Origin of the sequence: Micromonospora sp. NPDC049044, from assembly GCF_040649215.1 — a bacterium.
GTDB lineage: Bacteria > Actinomycetota > Actinomycetes > Mycobacteriales > Micromonosporaceae > Micromonospora.
Genome location: NZ_JBEZFA010000034.1, coordinates 73,865 through 88,565, shown reverse-complemented (window position 1 = coordinate 88,565; position 14,701 = coordinate 73,865). Strand labels below are relative to the sequence as shown.

General features: G+C 69.8%; 15 protein-coding genes. 8 read left to right on the top strand and 7 right to left on the bottom strand.

Annotated elements, in window-relative coordinates; all coding sequences use genetic code 11:
- Positions 1 to 146: 146 nt before the first annotated feature.
- A complete protein-coding gene (gene gyrB / locus AB0B85_RS25235) occupies positions 147 to 2,099 on the bottom strand; it encodes a DNA topoisomerase (ATP-hydrolyzing) subunit B (RefSeq protein ID WP_357411325.1) in 1,953 nt (650 codons plus the stop codon).
- 521 nt (positions 2,100 to 2,620) lie between these two features.
- Between gyrB and AB0B85_RS25230 the strand changes: the two genes are divergently transcribed.
- Complete coding sequence (locus AB0B85_RS25230; protein ID WP_278143236.1) at positions 2,621 to 3,175, top strand: hypothetical protein; 555 nt, start codon at positions 2,621 to 2,623, stop codon at positions 3,173 to 3,175.
- Here the strand turns inward: AB0B85_RS25230 and AB0B85_RS25225 are convergent.
- Positions 3,160 to 3,660 carry a MarR family transcriptional regulator gene (locus AB0B85_RS25225; RefSeq protein WP_357411323.1) on the bottom strand — a complete coding sequence of 167 codons (501 nt, stop codon included), beginning with the start codon at positions 3,658 to 3,660 and terminating at the stop codon, positions 3,160 to 3,162. The genes AB0B85_RS25230 and AB0B85_RS25225 overlap by 16 nt on opposite strands.
- 116 nt (positions 3,661 to 3,776) lie before the next feature.
- On the opposite strand from AB0B85_RS25225, the gene AB0B85_RS25220 reads away from it, so the two are divergent.
- The gene (locus AB0B85_RS25220) at positions 3,777 to 4,001 is read left to right on the top strand and encodes a hypothetical protein (protein ID WP_357411321.1); all 225 of its coding nucleotides are present in this window, start codon (positions 3,777 to 3,779) and stop codon (positions 3,999 to 4,001) included.
- Between the two features lie 8 nt (positions 4,002 to 4,009).
- On the opposite strand, the gene AB0B85_RS25215 is transcribed toward AB0B85_RS25220, so the two are convergent.
- The 5 genes from AB0B85_RS25215 to dnaA form a co-directional block, all read right to left on the bottom strand.
- The gene (locus AB0B85_RS25215) at positions 4,010 to 4,603 is read right to left on the bottom strand and encodes a DciA family protein (RefSeq protein WP_357411319.1); all 594 of its coding nucleotides are present in this window, start codon (positions 4,601 to 4,603) and stop codon (positions 4,010 to 4,012) included.
- The gene (gene recF / locus AB0B85_RS25210; protein WP_357411317.1) at positions 4,593 to 5,726 is read right to left on the bottom strand and encodes a DNA replication/repair protein RecF; all 1,134 of its coding nucleotides are present in this window, start codon (positions 5,724 to 5,726) and stop codon (positions 4,593 to 4,595) included. The genes AB0B85_RS25215 and recF overlap by 11 nt, the downstream gene beginning before the upstream one ends.
- A 16-nt stretch (positions 5,727 to 5,742) precedes the next feature.
- Positions 5,743 to 6,615 (bottom strand): phosphogluconate dehydrogenase (NAD(+)-dependent, decarboxylating), encoded by an 873-nt coding sequence (gene gnd, locus AB0B85_RS25205; RefSeq protein ID WP_357411315.1) that lies wholly within the window; start codon positions 6,613 to 6,615, stop codon positions 5,743 to 5,745.
- A gap of 40 nt (positions 6,616 to 6,655) precedes the next feature.
- Positions 6,656 to 7,789, bottom strand: a complete 1,134-nt coding sequence (gene dnaN / locus AB0B85_RS25200) for a DNA polymerase III subunit beta (protein WP_357243002.1) — start codon at positions 7,787 to 7,789, stop codon at positions 6,656 to 6,658.
- A gap of 772 nt (positions 7,790 to 8,561) precedes the next feature.
- Complete coding sequence (gene dnaA / locus AB0B85_RS25195) at positions 8,562 to 10,391, bottom strand: chromosomal replication initiator protein DnaA (RefSeq protein WP_357411312.1); 1,830 nt, start codon at positions 10,389 to 10,391, stop codon at positions 8,562 to 8,564.
- 638 nt (positions 10,392 to 11,029) lie between these two features.
- Between dnaA and rpmH the strand changes: the two genes are divergently transcribed.
- The 6 genes from rpmH to rsmG all read left to right on the top strand — a co-directional run bounded on the left by rpmH (position 11,030) and on the right by rsmG (position 14,587).
- The gene (gene rpmH / locus AB0B85_RS25190; protein WP_007453904.1) at positions 11,030 to 11,167 is read left to right on the top strand and encodes a 50S ribosomal protein L34; all 138 of its coding nucleotides are present in this window, start codon (positions 11,030 to 11,032) and stop codon (positions 11,165 to 11,167) included.
- A gap of 33 nt (positions 11,168 to 11,200) precedes the next feature.
- Positions 11,201 to 11,617: a ribonuclease P protein component gene (gene rnpA, locus AB0B85_RS25185; RefSeq protein ID WP_357411310.1), complete on the top strand. Its 417-nt coding sequence runs from the start codon at positions 11,201 to 11,203 to the stop codon at positions 11,615 to 11,617.
- Entirely contained in the window at positions 11,614 to 11,910 is a 297-nt protein-coding gene (gene yidD, locus AB0B85_RS25180) for a membrane protein insertion efficiency factor YidD (RefSeq protein ID WP_357411308.1), read from the top strand. The genes rnpA and yidD overlap by 4 nt, the downstream gene beginning before the upstream one ends.
- A 2-nt stretch (positions 11,911 to 11,912) precedes the next feature.
- On the top strand, positions 11,913 to 12,902 hold the full coding sequence (gene yidC / locus AB0B85_RS25175) for a membrane protein insertase YidC (RefSeq protein ID WP_357411336.1): 990 nt from the start codon (positions 11,913 to 11,915) through the stop codon (positions 12,900 to 12,902).
- Between the two features lie 211 nt (positions 12,903 to 13,113).
- Positions 13,114 to 13,734, top strand: coding sequence for a R3H domain-containing nucleic acid-binding protein (locus AB0B85_RS25170; RefSeq protein ID WP_357411306.1), 621 nt, complete (start codon positions 13,114 to 13,116; stop codon positions 13,732 to 13,734).
- 142 nt (positions 13,735 to 13,876) lie between these two features.
- On the top strand, positions 13,877 to 14,587 hold the full coding sequence (gene rsmG / locus AB0B85_RS25165; RefSeq protein WP_357411333.1) for a 16S rRNA (guanine(527)-N(7))-methyltransferase RsmG: 711 nt from the start codon (positions 13,877 to 13,879) through the stop codon (positions 14,585 to 14,587).
- Positions 14,588 to 14,701 lie beyond the last annotated feature (114 nt).

The window sequence follows — 14,701 nt, the reverse complement described above, 5'->3', positions numbered from 1 at the left end:
GCAGATACCTTTAATATAATACAATTAATTTTCTATTATTTTTTTTGTGTTTCTTAACCGGGGGTTGGGGGGGGGGGGGGTGGGGGTTTTGGGGGGGGGGGGGGGGGGGGCGGCCGCCCCCCCCCCCCCCCCCCCACCACGGTCTGTCAGATGTCCAGGAACCGGACGTCCTTGGCGTTGCGCTGAATGAACGACCGGCGCGCCTCGACGTCCTCACCCATCAGCACGCTGAACAACTCGTCGGCTGTCGCCGCGTCGTCGAGCGTGACCTGACGCAGGGTACGCGTTGCCGGGTTCATAGTGGTTTCCCACAGCTCGGGATAGTTCATCTCGCCGAGGCCCTTGAAGCGCTGGATGTCGTCCGGCTTGGCGTTCGGCTTCTTCTGCTGGCGCAGCGCGATCAGCCCGTCCCGCTCGCGGTCGGAGTAGGCGTACTGCGCGTCGTCGCCCTTCTTGTTCCACTTGATCTTGTAGAGCGGCGGGGCGGCCAGGTAGACGTGGCCCAGCTCGACAAGTGGACGCATGAAGCGGAACAGCAGGGTGAGCAGCAGCGTCTGGATGTGCTGGCCGTCGACGTCCGCGTCGGCCATCAGCACCACCTTGTGGTAGCGCAGCTTCTCCATGTCGAAGTCGTCGTGGATGCCGGTGCCCAGCGCGGTGATCAGCGCCTGGACCTCGTTGTTCTTCAGGACCCGGTCGATCCGGGCCTTCTCCACGTTGAGGATCTTGCCGCGGATCGGCAGGATCGCCTGCGTCCTCGGGTCGCGACCCTGCTTCGCCGAGCCACCGGCCGAGTCGCCCTCGACGATGAACACCTCGGACTCGCGCGGGTCGGTGGACTGGCAGTCGGCCAGCTTGCCCGGCATCGAGCCGGACTCCAGCAGCGACTTACGCCGGGCCAGCTTGCGCGCCTGCTGCGCGGCGATCCGGGCCCGAGCGGCCTGGGACGCCTTCGTGATGATCATCTTGGCCTCGGCCGGGTTGCGGTCGAACCAGTCGACGAGCCGGTCGTTGCAGACCCGCTGCACGAAGCTCTTCACCGGGGTGTTGCCCAGCTTGGTCTTGGTCTGACCCTCGAACTGCGGGTTGGTCAGCTTGACCGAGATGATCGCCGCGAGCCCTTCCCGGATGTCCTCACCGGAGAGCTTCTCGTCGCCCTTGAGCAGCTTCTTGTCGGCGCCGTACCGGTTGACCACGCTTGTCAACGCGGAGCGGAAGCCCTCCTCGTGGGTGCCGCCCTCGTGGGTGTTGATGGTGTTGGCGAAGGTGTAGACCGACTCGCCGTACGACTCGTTCCACTGCATGGCGATCTCGACCGCCATGCCCTCCTCCGCCTCCTCGGCGTCGAACTGGACCACCGTCTTGTGGATCGGGTTCTTCGAGGCGTTGAGGTGCCGGACGAAGTCGGCGATGCCGTCCTCGTAGAGGAAGGTCACCTCGCGTGGCTTGCCCTCCTCGCCCTCGGCGACCCGCTCGTCGAGCAGGTGGATCCGCAGGCCGCGGTTGAGGAAGGCCATCTCCTGGAGGCGCCGGTAGATGGTCTGGAAGTCGAATTCGACGGTCTCGAAGATGTCCGGGTCCGGCCAGAAGGAGACCGCCGAGCCGGTGCGGTCGGTGGTCTCACCCTTCTCCAGCGGGTCGGGCTTGGAGTTGGTGTACTTCTGCCGCCAGACGAAGCCGTTCTTGTGGATCTCCACCGCCATCCTGGTGGAGAGGGCGTTCACCACCGAGACGCCGACGCCGTGCAGACCGCCGGAGACGGCGTACGCCTTGCCGTCGAACTTGCCACCCGCGTGCAGCACGGTCAGCGCGACCTCGACGCCCGGCTTCTTGAGCTTCGGGTGCAGGTCGACCGGGAAGCCACGGCCGTTGTCGGTGACCCGGACGCCGCCGTCGGCCAGCAGCACCACGTCGATGGTGTCGCAGTAGCCGGCCATCGCCTCGTCCACGGCGTTGTCCACGACCTCCTGCACGAGGTGGTGCAGACCGCGCTCGCCAGTCGACCCGATGTACATACCGGGCCGCTTGCGGACCGCCTCCAGACCCTCAAGAACGGTGATCGACTCTGCGCCGTACTCCTGCTTGTCCTGCGCTGCCACCCTCGGCCACTTTCTCGCGTCAGCCGCGCCGGTAGGGCGCGTCGGGCGCGGGTTCGGCGGACAGGACGCGACGTCGGCGCGTGGACCGGTGCCGGAGACCTCCGGACAACGGGTCGAACGCGCCGGTCGCCGCGGTTGCCCGCGGATCGCGATCGGCTCGACCCGACGTGGAGAATGAATCTGGGGCCACCGGCCCCGTGTCTCTCCCGCACCGGGTCTTCGTCTCGCTGTCAATCCTACTGTGCGCGGGGGACAGAACCACCACTCGGCACCCTCAAAGAGGCGGCTGAGATGTCCGTAGCCGGCAGAACCCCGCTGCCCGCGACTCCCCCCACACGCCATGGCCCGATCGCACGCGCCGCCCCCGAACGGGTTGACCCGCGCTCGGGCGGGTCGGGGGTCGCGGCCGGAGCGTCCGTGCCGTACGTTTGCGGCGCTCCGGAACCAGGCTTGATCTTTACCGGCCGGAACCGGGACGATCGACCCGATCGACCCGACACGTGCTCTTTAAGAGGTGACAGATGGGGCTGGACAACGTCGCGGTGCATTGGCCGCGGACCGGCCGCTTCTACGATCCGGTCGCGCCGGCCGAGTTCGTCGACTTCGGCGAGATCGTCGATCTGCCACGGATCTCCGCGCCGACGGCGGCGCTGGCCGAGCTGATCGCGAAGACCGGCACCATCCGGGCCACGGCGTACACCGAGTTGGTGGATCTGCTGCTCGGCCTGGAAGGTGTGTTGTACGCCACAGACGCCGCCGCCGAGGACGAGGACCCGGTGATCGACCCGGACGGCTGCTCCTGGATCGCCAGTGGGATCGAGCGGTTCGTGGCCGGACACCGCGCGCACGGTGAGGCGGTCACCTTCGAGTCGGTGAGCACGGTGCTGCGCTCGCTGCTCGGCGACGGCAGGCTGGCCGAGCAGCAGCTGCGGTGGCTGGAGAGCCGACTCGACGCGCTGCGTGACGAGCGCGGCGACCCGCCGCAGTGGAACTTCACCTGCGCCGAGCTGGGCGTGCTCGCCGCCTTCTACCGGCGCTGCGCCGAGCGCGGTTTCGCCGTCTACGCCGACGCCTGACCCACCGCGCCGCTTCCGGCGGTGGGCTGGTCGCCGCCCGGCCGGTTGGCGGCGGCGATCACCTGGGTGAGCACCGCGTGCAGGTGTTGCAGGTCCTCGACGGGCAGCCCGAGCCGGCGCACGATCGCGGCCGGGATCAACTCCGCCTGGCTCCGCAGCGCGGCGCCGCTCGCGGTCAGGGTGACGGCGAGGCTGCGCTCGTCGCCGGGGTCGCGTTCGCGGCGTAGGTAGCCGGCCGCTTCGAGGCGCTTGAGCAGGGGTGAGAGCGTGCCCGGGTCGAGCTGCAACAGGCGGCTGAGGTCACGACCGGACAGCGGCGCGTGCTGCCAGAGCGCCAACATGACCAGGTACTGCGGATGCGTCAGGCCCATCGGTTCCAGCAGTGGCCGGTAGACGGCCACCACGCTGCGCGCGGCCACCGACAGGGCGAAGCAGACCTGCTGCTCCAACGCCAACGGGTCGACGTCGTCGGGTCGCTCGCTCATCGGTTGCTCTCACCTGGCACGGTGACTACTCTACCGATCATTGGTGTACAAAGCATTGGTGCCCCAATCCTCTGCCCGTGCGACGGGCGGGCGGACGCGAGCGGAAAGGGCGGCAGATGAGCGAGGACGGCGCGGCCACCAAAGCTCCGGGCGAGGGCGGCCGACTCCTGAGTTGGGCCTTCCGGCACCTCGCCGGCCCGGCCGAGGGTGTCCAGGGTGCGGTGCAGGGCGGCTCGGCCGAGGCCCGCGAGGCGTGGAAACGCGACCTGGCCGAGCGTAAGCGCCACAGCCGGGAGCAGCGCGAACAGCGGCGAGCGGCCCGTGCGGCGCGGAACGGCTGACAGCCGGCTCAGCCGTACGTGTCGCGGGGGCCCCGGCCGCGGACCCGGCGTGGCCCCTTCCCCCAGGAGGGCGCGGCCGGGCCGTGGATGTGCAGCTTGCGCACCACGTTGTGGCCGACCTCGCTGGCGATCTGCTTGAGCAGCGAGCCGGCGAGCAGTCGCAGTTGGGTCGCCCAGGCGGTCGAGCGCGCCTCCACGGTCAGCTCGCCGTTCTCCAGCTTGACCGGGCGACTGTGCTGGGCGATCTCCGCGCCGACGACTCGCTCCCAGGCACCGAACACGGTGGCCTCGGCTGCCGGCTGCTGCCAGCCCCGCGCCTTCACCAGTCGGTTCAGCACCGCGCCCAGCGGCTGCGGGTCGCGCGGGTCGGGGCCGGGCCCGGAGTAGCCGCGCAACCGCCGCCCCGACCCGCCGGCCGCGTCGCCGCCCGCCCCACCCGGGGTACGCCGCGCACGGGCCGCCGCCTGCCGCCGGGACAGCGCCGCGTCGAGCACCGCCCGAGCCAGCTCGGGCCCGCTGGCGCCCGCCGCCCCGGGGGTGGGCGCGGCTGCGGCCTCGCTCTTGCCGGTCTCCGCTCGATCGGGGCGTGGCTCATCCGACACGGCGTACCGTCCCTTCGCCAACCTGGTAGCGGGTGCCGCGCAGAGCCACCGGCACATCATCGTCCACCGCGCAGGTGACAAGCAGCTGACTCGCCCCGCCGACCAGTTCCGCCAGCCGCTCCCGGCGCCCGGTGTCCAGCTCCGCGAAGACGTCGTCGAGCACCAGCACCGGCTCGATGCCGTCGGCGCGCAGCAGGTCGTACCCGGCCAGCCGAAGCGCCAGCGCGAACGACCACGACTCACCGTGGCTGGCGTACCCCTTGGCGGGAAGCGGGCCGAGGGCCAGCGCCAGCTCGTCGCGGTGCGGCCCGACCAGGGTGGTGCCCCGTTCGATCTCCGCGGACCGGGACGCGGCCAGGGCGGCGGTGAGTGCGTCGGCAAGCACGGCCCGGTCGGTGGTCGGCTCGGCCAACTCGATCGAGGGACGGTAGGAGATGCTCGCCGCACCCCGGCCGGCGGCCACCGCGTCGTACGCCTTGGCCACGTGCGGGGTGAGCGCGGCCACGAGTTCCAGTCGGCCGGCGAGCAGCTCCGCGCCGTGCTGGGCCAGGTGGGTGTCCCAGACGGCCAGGGTGCCGAGGTCGCCGCCGCGCGACCCGCCGGTCTTGCGAGCCAGGTACGCGGTGCGCAGCAGTGCGTTGCGTTGCTTGACCACCCGCTCGTAGTCGGCCCGCACACCCGCGTACCGGGGCTGCCGGTTGACGAGCAGGTCGTCCAGGTAGCGGCGGCGCTCGGACGGGTCGCCCCGGACCAACTCGAGGTCCTCCGGGGCGAAGAGCACGAGTCGTAGGGCGCCGAGCACGTCCCGGGCCCGCCGCGCCGGTGAGCGGCCCAGCCGGGCCCGGTTGGCCTTGCCGGGCACGATCTCCAACTCGACGAGGAGCTCCCGGCCGTCGTGCACCACCACGCAGCGGATCACCGCGGCGGTGGCGCCCATCCGGACCAACGGCGCGTCGGTGGCCACCCGGTGTGAGTCGAGGGTCGCCACGTAGCCGAGCGCCTCGACGAGGTTGGTCTTGCCCACGCCGTTGGCACCGGTCAGGACGTTCGCCCCCGGCTGGAGGTCGACGGCCACCCGCTCGTACGAGCGGAAGTCGACAAGTTCCAGCCGGTGGACATACACAGGTTGTGGATACCGCTCAGCGCTTGTGGACGGCGTGGCCACCGAACTGCTGACGCAGCGCGGAGACGGCCTTCATGGTCGGGGAGTCGTCCTGCCGCGAGGTGAACCGGGCGAACAGCGACGCGGTGATGACGTTCAGCGGCACCCCCAGCCGGACCGCCTCGTCGACTGTCCACCTGCCCTCGCCGGTGTCCTCGGTGTAGCCGCTCAGGTCGGCCAGCTCCGGGTCCTCGTCGAGCGCCCGGTCCAGCAGGTCGAGCAGCCAGGACCGGACGACGGTGCCCTCCCGCCAGGACTTGATGACGCCCGGCACATTCGTCACCAACTCCGAGGCCGCCATCAGCTCGTAACCCTCGGCGTAGGCGTGCATCAGGCCGTACTCGATGCCGTTGTGCACCATCTTCGAGTAGTGTCCCGCGCCGACCGGCCCGGCGTGCACGAAGCCGAACTCGCCCTCCGGCTTGAGCGCGCTGAAGATCGGCATCAGCCGGTCCACGTGCTCCTGGGCGCCGCCGACCATCAGCCCGTAGCCGTTCTGCCGGCCCCAGACGCCGCCGGAGACGCCGACGTCGATGTAGCCGATGCCCCGCGCGTTGAGCCGCTCGGCCCGGGGCGCGTCGTCACTGAAGCGCGAGTTGCCGCCGTCGATGATGATGTCGCCCTCGCCGAGCACCTCGGCCAGTTCGTCGATTGTGGCGTCGGTGACGCCGGCGGGCACCATGACCCAGACCGCACGGGGTGACTCAAGCTTCTCGGCCAGACCCGCGAGGGTCGGAACGTCGCTGAGCTGGGCGTTGTGGTCGAAACCGACAATCTCGTGACCAGCGGCACGCAACCGCTCCCGCATGTTGCCGCCCATACGGCCGAGTCCTACAAGGCCGAGCTGCATGTGTTTCTACCTCCGTGGATCTGGGTGTTGCTTGGCGCGATCAGCGCGAGACGCGGATCGGCATGATGAGGTACCGGTACCCCGGAATGACCTCTCCATCCTCGCCGGCGGGTGAGATCACCGCGGGCTTGAAGGCGTCGACGAACGAGAGCACGGCGGTCTGCGAACCGAGGTTGGCCAGGCCGTCGATGAGGTACTGCGGGTTGAACCCAATGGTCAGCGCGTCACCGGTGAAGGTGGCCTCCATCGCCTCGCTGGCCCGTGCCTCCTCGGAACCGCCGGCCTCGACCACCAGGCCGTCGGCGCTGAAGCTCAGCAGCACCGGGGTGGTCCGCTCGGCGACAAGCGCGACCCGCTTGACGACCTCGATGAGGGTGCTCACCGACACCCGGGCGGCGGCGTTGTGGGTGGCCGGGAAGAGCGACCGCACCGGCGGGTAGTTGGCGCCGTCGAGCAGGCGGCTGGTGGTGCGCCGGGTGCCGCCAGCAAGGCCGACCATGCCCTCGCCGGCAGCTCCCTGGGCAAGGGCGAGGGTGACCTCGCCGCCCAAGGGGCCAAGGGCCTTGGCGGTGTCGTTCAGGGTGCGGGCCGGCACCAGGGCGTTGATGCTCACCTCGGGGTCGTCCGGCTGCCACTGGATCTCGCGCAGCGCCAGCCGGTACCGGTCGGTGGCGAGCATCGACAACGTGTTGCCGGAGAGTTCGACGCGGACGCCGGTCATCATCGGCAGCGTCTCGTCCCGGCCGGCGGCGATGGCCACCTGGGAGACCGCTGTGGCGAACGCGGCCGCGTCCACAGTGCCGGCGCTCTGCGGCATCTCGGGCAGCGCGGGGTAGTCCTCCACCGGCATGGTGGGCAGTGTGAACCGGGCGCTGCCACAGACCAGCTCAAGGTGGGCACCGACCGCGGCGATGTCCACCGGCTTGGCCGGCAACGCCTTGGTGATCTCGGCGAGCAGGCGGCCGGAGACCAGGGCGGCGCCGTCGGCGTCACCCTGCACCTCGACGGTCACCTGGCTGGAGACCTCGTAGTCGAACCCGGAAACCCGCAGGTTGCCGTCGGTGACCCGGAGCATCACACCGGCAAGCACCGGCACGGATGGCCGGTTGGGCAGGCTCTTCGCGGTCCACGCCACGGCCTCGGCGAGCGCGTCGCGCTCCACTCGGAACTTCATAAATGCCTCCGCGTCGACGTCAGCGACAACTCTCTCATGCCGACCGCTGCCTACCGTCCCGCCCGACCGTGCGGGTACCCATCGCACCTTAGGGCGCGGGGGCATCGGCTGTGCGCCCGACCCCATGGTTCGTGTCGGTGCTGACCGGTCGATCGGGCAGCGTTCGGCACGATCCACAGAAAGCCCAACGGTGATGATTGGTTTTTGTTCTCTTAGAAGAGATAACTCATCGTCTTCATCGCACCTGTGCAAACTGTGGAAAACCCGAGTCTGGGCAGCTCAGACAGGTTATCTACAGGTGATTTAGCTGTGGAGAACCGGGGGGACAACCGGCTTGCCTGTCCACAGCCCGGTCTCGGCGGCTGGTTGTCCACCGTTGTCCACCGGTTGTCCACCGGTAATCCACCGACTTTCTCCCCAAGCCTGTGGATGACGATGAAGATCACCATTGCCGTCATCCCCAGAACCTTCAACAGCTCGTACACAGGCAGCCGCTCATCGGTGGAAAACGTGTCGGTTGTCCCCAGGCGTCCACAGCTCCGTACACAGGGTTTCTCCACAGCCTGTGGGTAACCGGCGGAGGACGGACCGTAGTTATCCACCGGCGGTGGATAACGAGCTGTGGACAACGACTGGGGATCGAGGCGGTCACGGCCTCCATGCTGTGGCCTACACCATGTCGAGAGTCCAGCCGGTGGGCCGAAAAACGCCCGACCGAAGATCCGGTCGGGCGTTTCCTGGGCTGCGGGCCGCCACGACGGCGGCGTACGCGTCAGCTGTTCTGCTTGATCCGGTTGGTCAGCTCGGCGATCTGGTTGTAGAGCGAGCGCCGCTCCGCCATCTGCTGACGGATCTTCCGGTCGGCGTGCATCACAGTGGTGTGGTCCCGGCCACCGAACGCCTGCCCGATCCGGGGCAACGACAGCTCGGTCAACTCCCGACACAGGTACATGGCCACCTGCCGGGCGTTGACGAGCACCCGGGACCTGGACTGACCGCGCAGGTCCTCCAGGCTCACCCCGAAGTAGTCGGCGGTGGAGGCCATGATCTGGTCGGCGTTGATCTCCGGACCGGCGCCGTCGGGCATGAAGTCCCGGAGCACCTCCTCGGCCAGGGACAGCTCGACTGTCGACCGGGTCAGGCTGGCGAACGCCGTCACCCGGATCAGTGCCCCCTCCAGTTCCCGGATCGAGTTCGACACCCGGGAGGCGATGAACTCCAGCACGTCCGGCGGGGCGTACATCCGCTCCTGCGCCGCCTTCTTCTGCAGGATCGCGATCCGCGTCTCCAGGTCCGGTGGCTGGATGTCGGCAAGCAGCCCCCACTCGAACCGGGTTCGCATCCGGTCCTCCAGGGTGGCGAGCTGGCGCGGCGACCGGTCGGAGGTGATCACGATCTGCTTGTTGGCGTTGTGCAGGGTGTTGAAGGTGTGGAAGAACTCCTCCTGCGTACGCTCGCGGTTCTCCAGGAACTGGATGTCGTCGATCAACAGGATGTCGACGTCGCGGTAGCGCCGCTGGAACGCACTTGTCTTGTCGTCCCGGAGCGAGTTGATGAAGTCGTTGGTGAACTCCTCGGTCGAGACGTACCGGACCGAGCGGGCGTTGCCGAGCGTCGTGGCGTAGTGCCCGATGGCGTGCAGTAGGTGGGTCTTGCCCAGACCGGAGTGCCCGTAGATGAACAGCGGGTTGTACGCCTTCGCCGGTGACTCCGCCACCGCCACGCTCGCCGCGTGGGCGAACCGGTTGGACGAGCCGATGACGAACGTCTCGAACATGTACTTCGGGTTGAGCCGGTTGCCGCCGGTGTCGGCGCCGGGCAGCCGGCGGTCGTCGCGGGCACCCGTCCGGTGGTCCACGCCGCTGCGGCCCGGTCCGCTGTCCGTGCCACCGTCGCGGGGCATCGCGCGGATCACATGCTGGTCGCGCGGGGACGCCGAGTCTTCCCGGTAGCGGGGCTCGTAGGGCCGGGTGTCCGGGCCGGGCGGGTCGAGGCGAGCGGCCTGCTCGTCGTAGCCGCGCCGGTCGGCGCCAGGTCGGGGGGACCGCATCGGCTCCGCGAAGGCGGCGCTGAACAGCGCTTCCTGGCCGTCCCTGCTGGCGGGGATCATCCCCGGCCGATGCGAGTCGACGCTCGGCGCGAGCGGCGGACCCGCGGGCGCGGGTGGCGCGACCGGCTCGGGTGGTCGCGGCGCGGGTGACTGCTCAGGGATCATCATCTCGGCGTGCGGTCGGGCGCCCTGGTCGTCGTCGAAGGGTGCGGCAGCCGGACCCTCGACGTCGAACGGGCTGGTCTCCGGGGCGCTGCGGTAGACGGTGCCGGCGGGTCGGCCGGTGGCGTCCTCGGCCACCCGAACGGTGACCGCCACCTGGATCGGTCGGCCCAGCCGCCGGGTGAGCGCCTCGGTGATCGCGGGACGCAGCCGTGACTCGATCACGTCCCGGGTGAACGCGTCAGGCACCGAGAGCAGAGCGGTGTCCTCGACGATCGCCCGCAGTCGGGTCAGGCGGAGATAGGCACGCTGTTGGGCGGAGATGATCTCGTCGGCGAGCTCGTCGGTCGCCGCTAACCACACTGCGGCAAGGTCGGTCGTACCGGCCACCGTCGTGCCACCCCCTCGCTTCTGCTCCCGGCCGCCGCTGTCTGCCAGCCGGCCATCCCGGGCCCGCCGCGTTCGCGGGTGGAACAACACCCACCCGGCTGTCGACCGGTGGTCATCCACAAGTTATCCACAGCCTGTGTACCGACCGATTGTGGCCGCCGCCGGACGCGGGTGCGACCTGCCCCTGCCTGGACGGGCGCTGAAGCGGGTTCACCGTGCCGAACGATTCACTGCCTTGTCCGGTCTTGCCTGTGCGACGACCGGAGCTTCCGACGCTCACCGCAATCGGGCACGGTAACAGCGTTGTCCCTGCGCCATCAACCGGCGACGCGAGGGCGCCCTTGTCGGCATCAGCGAAAACCGCCCTTCGGCCTCGGGCGCGTCCCGTTGTCCGCCGCTTGTCCGCTGCTCGGGGTGTTTGACGGTCATTGCCCCCCTGCGTAGGCTGGAACGGCTGCTTTCTCGCCCTCTGCTAGGGTGATGGGTGCTTGCTGTCCGCGGTCGCATCCCCCGCGTCGTCGAGGTCCCGCACCGTCGGACAGCACCGATCGGAGGCCACCGTCGAGGTGGCCTGGACACCACCACACGACCCCGGCGATCCCGTCGCGCGGGGCGCGTACGAAAACGGAGAGCCTGACGTGAGCAAGCGCACCTACCAGCCGAACAACCGCCGGCGCGCGAAGACCCACGGCTTCCGGCTGCGCATGCGCACCCGTGCCGGCCGTGCCATCCTCTCGAGCCGTCGCGCCAAGGGTCGCACCACCCTGTCGGCCTGAGCCGACCGGGCCGGTCAGGGGACGTGGGCAGTCGTGCTGGCCGCCGCGCAGCGACTGCGGCGCAGCACTGACTTCGCCGCAGCGGTTCGCGGTGGCCGACGCGTCGGACGAGGCGCCGTCGTGGTCCATCTGACCGTGCCGGCGCTCGCCGACCCCAGCATCTCGACCTCGTCGGAGCCGGTGCGGGACGACAGTGCGGAGCAGTCATCCGTGCCGTCCCGCGCCGGCTTCGTCGTGTCCAAGGCTGTCGGTAACGCGGTGGTCCGCAACCGGGTCAAGCGTCGACTGCGGGCACTGGTCCGGGACCGGCTGACCGCCCTGCCCGCCGGCAGCACCCTGGTCGTCCGGGCGCTGCCCGCAGCCGCGGTGGCGTCATATCCCCGCCTGGCCACCGACCTGGACGCCGCCATCGCGGTCGCCCGGTCGCCCCGCGAACGGCGGCCCCGATGACCGGTGCCGACAAGACCAGTCCACGCGCGTCGACAACCGGTGCCAAGGTGCTGATCGCGCCCATCATCGCGTACCGTCGGTGGATAAGTCCGGCGCTGCCGGCCCGCTGTCGGTTCTACCCGTCGTGCAGCGCGTACGCCCAGGAGGCGGTCGCCCGGCACGGCGCGCTCCGGGGAGCCGCGCTGGCGGTCCGGCGGCTGTTGCGCTGCCACCCCTTTCACCCTGGTGGACATGACCCGGTGCCGGAGCCGGGCAGCCGCCGCCGTGCTGATGTGACTGGAGCCCCGAATTGAGTCTGAGTCTCGACTGGATCTACTACGCGATTTCGTGGATCCTGCTGACCTGGCACTCTGCCTGGGACGCCATCGGGGTGCCGGTCGGCGCGGTGATCGGCACCAACTTCGCCTGGATCCTGTCCATCATCTTCCTGGTGGTCACCGTCCGGGTGATCCTGTTCCCGGTCTTCGTCAAGCAGATCAAGTCCCAGCGGGCGATGCAGGCGCTCCAGCCCAAGGTCAAGGAGCTTCAGGAGAAGCACAAGGGTGACCGGGAGACGCTCCAGAAAGAAATGATGGAGCTCTACAAGAAGGAGAAGGCCAACCCGCTCATGGGTTGCCTTCCGATGTTCCTTCAGATCCCGGTCTTCCTGGGCCTCTTCCACACGTTGAAGCGGCTGGACCCGGCGAACGGCGGCAAGACCCTGTACGGGTGGACCGTCAACCAGTTCGAGAGCGCCTCGCAGGCGAAGCTCTTCACCGCCCCGATCGCCGGCAAGTTCGGCTCGACGGCCGACGAGTTGTCCCGCCTCGGCGCCACCGGCAGCACCGTCAAGATCATTGCCGGCATCCTGGTCCTGATCATGATCACGACCACCTACCTGACCAGCCGGCAGATGATCCTCAAGACCGGCTGGGCGGAGGACCCGCAACAGCGGATGATCCAGCGGCTGATGCTCTACGGCATTCCGGCGTCGCTGCTGATCTCCGGCGCGATCTTCCCGATCGGCGTCATCATCTACTGGGTCACCAACAACCTCTTCACCCTCGGCCAGCAGCAGTGGGTGCTGCGGAAGTTCCCGCCGCCGGTGACCGCCAAGAAGACCGCCGCCCCCGCCGCCAGTCGCAACCCGGTGCAGCCCGCCAAGTCCGGTGGTCTGTTCGGTCGTGGCAAGACGGCACCGGCGGCGCCGGTCAAGGCGACCGCACCCAAGGTGGCCGGGCCGAAGCCGGGGGCCAAGCCGGCGAACAACCCGAAGAAGAGCCGTCCCGCCAAGCGGCAGGGCTGACCTCCGCGGGCCGTCGTCGGGTGACCGACGACGGCCCGTTCCGCACCGAGCAGCCGCCGTCCGGTGGCGCCGAGCGGAACCGACCGCGCATCGCGCGGCCACGGGCGACACTGCCCGTACAGACGTGCCCGCGGGCACCGGCGACCTCCAGCCGGCCCCGGGAAACCAGTCGGACCCGACGGTCCGGCCGAGCGAGTACGGAGATGAGACCGTGACCGAGACCAGCATCCCCCGCGCCGAGCAGTCCTTGGACGAGGAGGAGACCGCGACGCTCGCGGTGGACGGCGACGACACCCAAACCGACGACGACAGCGCGGCCGACGAGGACACCGATGCCGCGGCTGGCGGCAGGGTGAAGAAGGCGGTGAGCGAAAGCGACCTGTTCCGGCAGAGCGAGATCGCTGCCGACTACGTCGAAGGGCTGCTCGACATCCTCGACTACGACGGTGACATCGACGAGTTGGTCGCCGCTGGGCGTCCGATGGTCGAGGTGGTCGGCGAGCGGTTGCAGAACCTGGTCGGCCAGCGGGGAGCCACCCTTGAGGCGCTTCAGGAGCTGACCCGCCTCGCGGTCTTCCGGCAGACCGGCACCCCGAGCCGGCTGCTGCTCGACGTCGGCGGCTACCGGGCGAACCGTCGCAAGGAACTCGCCGCGGTCGCCAAGAACGCCGTCGAGAAGGTCAAGGAGTACGGCGAGCCGGTCCGCCTGGACGCGATGTCGGCCTTCGAGCGCAAGTGCGTGCACGACGTGGTGAACGCCATGTCCGGTGTGGCGAGCGAGTCCGAGGGCGTGGAGCCGAACCGGCGCATCGTCGTACGGCCGGTGGACTGACCGGGTGACCCACGACGACAGCACGGCTGACGCCGTGACCGGCCCGGGCGGCACGCCGCTCGGGCCGTCCGCTGTCCAGCCCGCCGGGGCCGACGCCGAATCGGACCGACTCGACGCCGCCCCGTCACCAGCTGACGCGGCGCTGCCGCCCGAGCTGGCCCCGGCCGCACGTACCCTCTTCGGCGATCGTCTCGACCTGGCTGCCGCGTACGCCGAGCTGTTGGTCACCGACGGGGTGGTCCGCGGTCTGATCGGCCCCCGGGAGGCACCTCGCATCTGGGACCGGCACCTGCTCAACTGCGCCGTGGTCGCCGAGCGAATCCCGTCCGGCGCGACGGTTCTCGACGTGGGCTCCGGTGCTGGCCTGCCGGGTCTGGTCCTGGCCATCGCGCGCCCGGATCTCACTGTCACCCTTATCGAGCCGCTCGCGCGGCGCACCTCGTTCCTGATCGAGGTCGTCGAACGACTCGGTCTGGCCAAGTCGGTGCGGGTGTTCCGTGGTCGGGCGGACGAGGCGGCTACCGGGTCGAGCGGTCGTGAACCGATAAGCGGCGACGTGGTGACCGCCCGCGCGGTAGCGCCACTGGATCGCCTGGCGGGCTGGAGCCTCCCATTGGCGGTCCGTGGCGGCCGGCTGCTGGCGCTCAAGGGTTCGTCAGCGGCTGCGGAGATCGAGGAGCACGCCGAGGTGGTGGCGCGACTCGGCGGTGGGGAACCGGCAGTGCACCTCTGCGGGACCGGGGTGATCGATCCGCCCACCACCGTCGTGGAGATCGTGCGCGAGCGAATGGTCGGCCCGCCACGGGTGGCGGCCACCAAGCGCTCGCGCGGCGGCCGCCCCCGCCGACGCTGACACACTTCGGGTCGGCGGGCTTCCGGCGGGCGGGTTGCCTCGTTGTACCGGTACGGATGGACAACCGGATGAGAACCCGACGTGGACCGGCCGCGCCCGTCCGCCGTAGGCTGA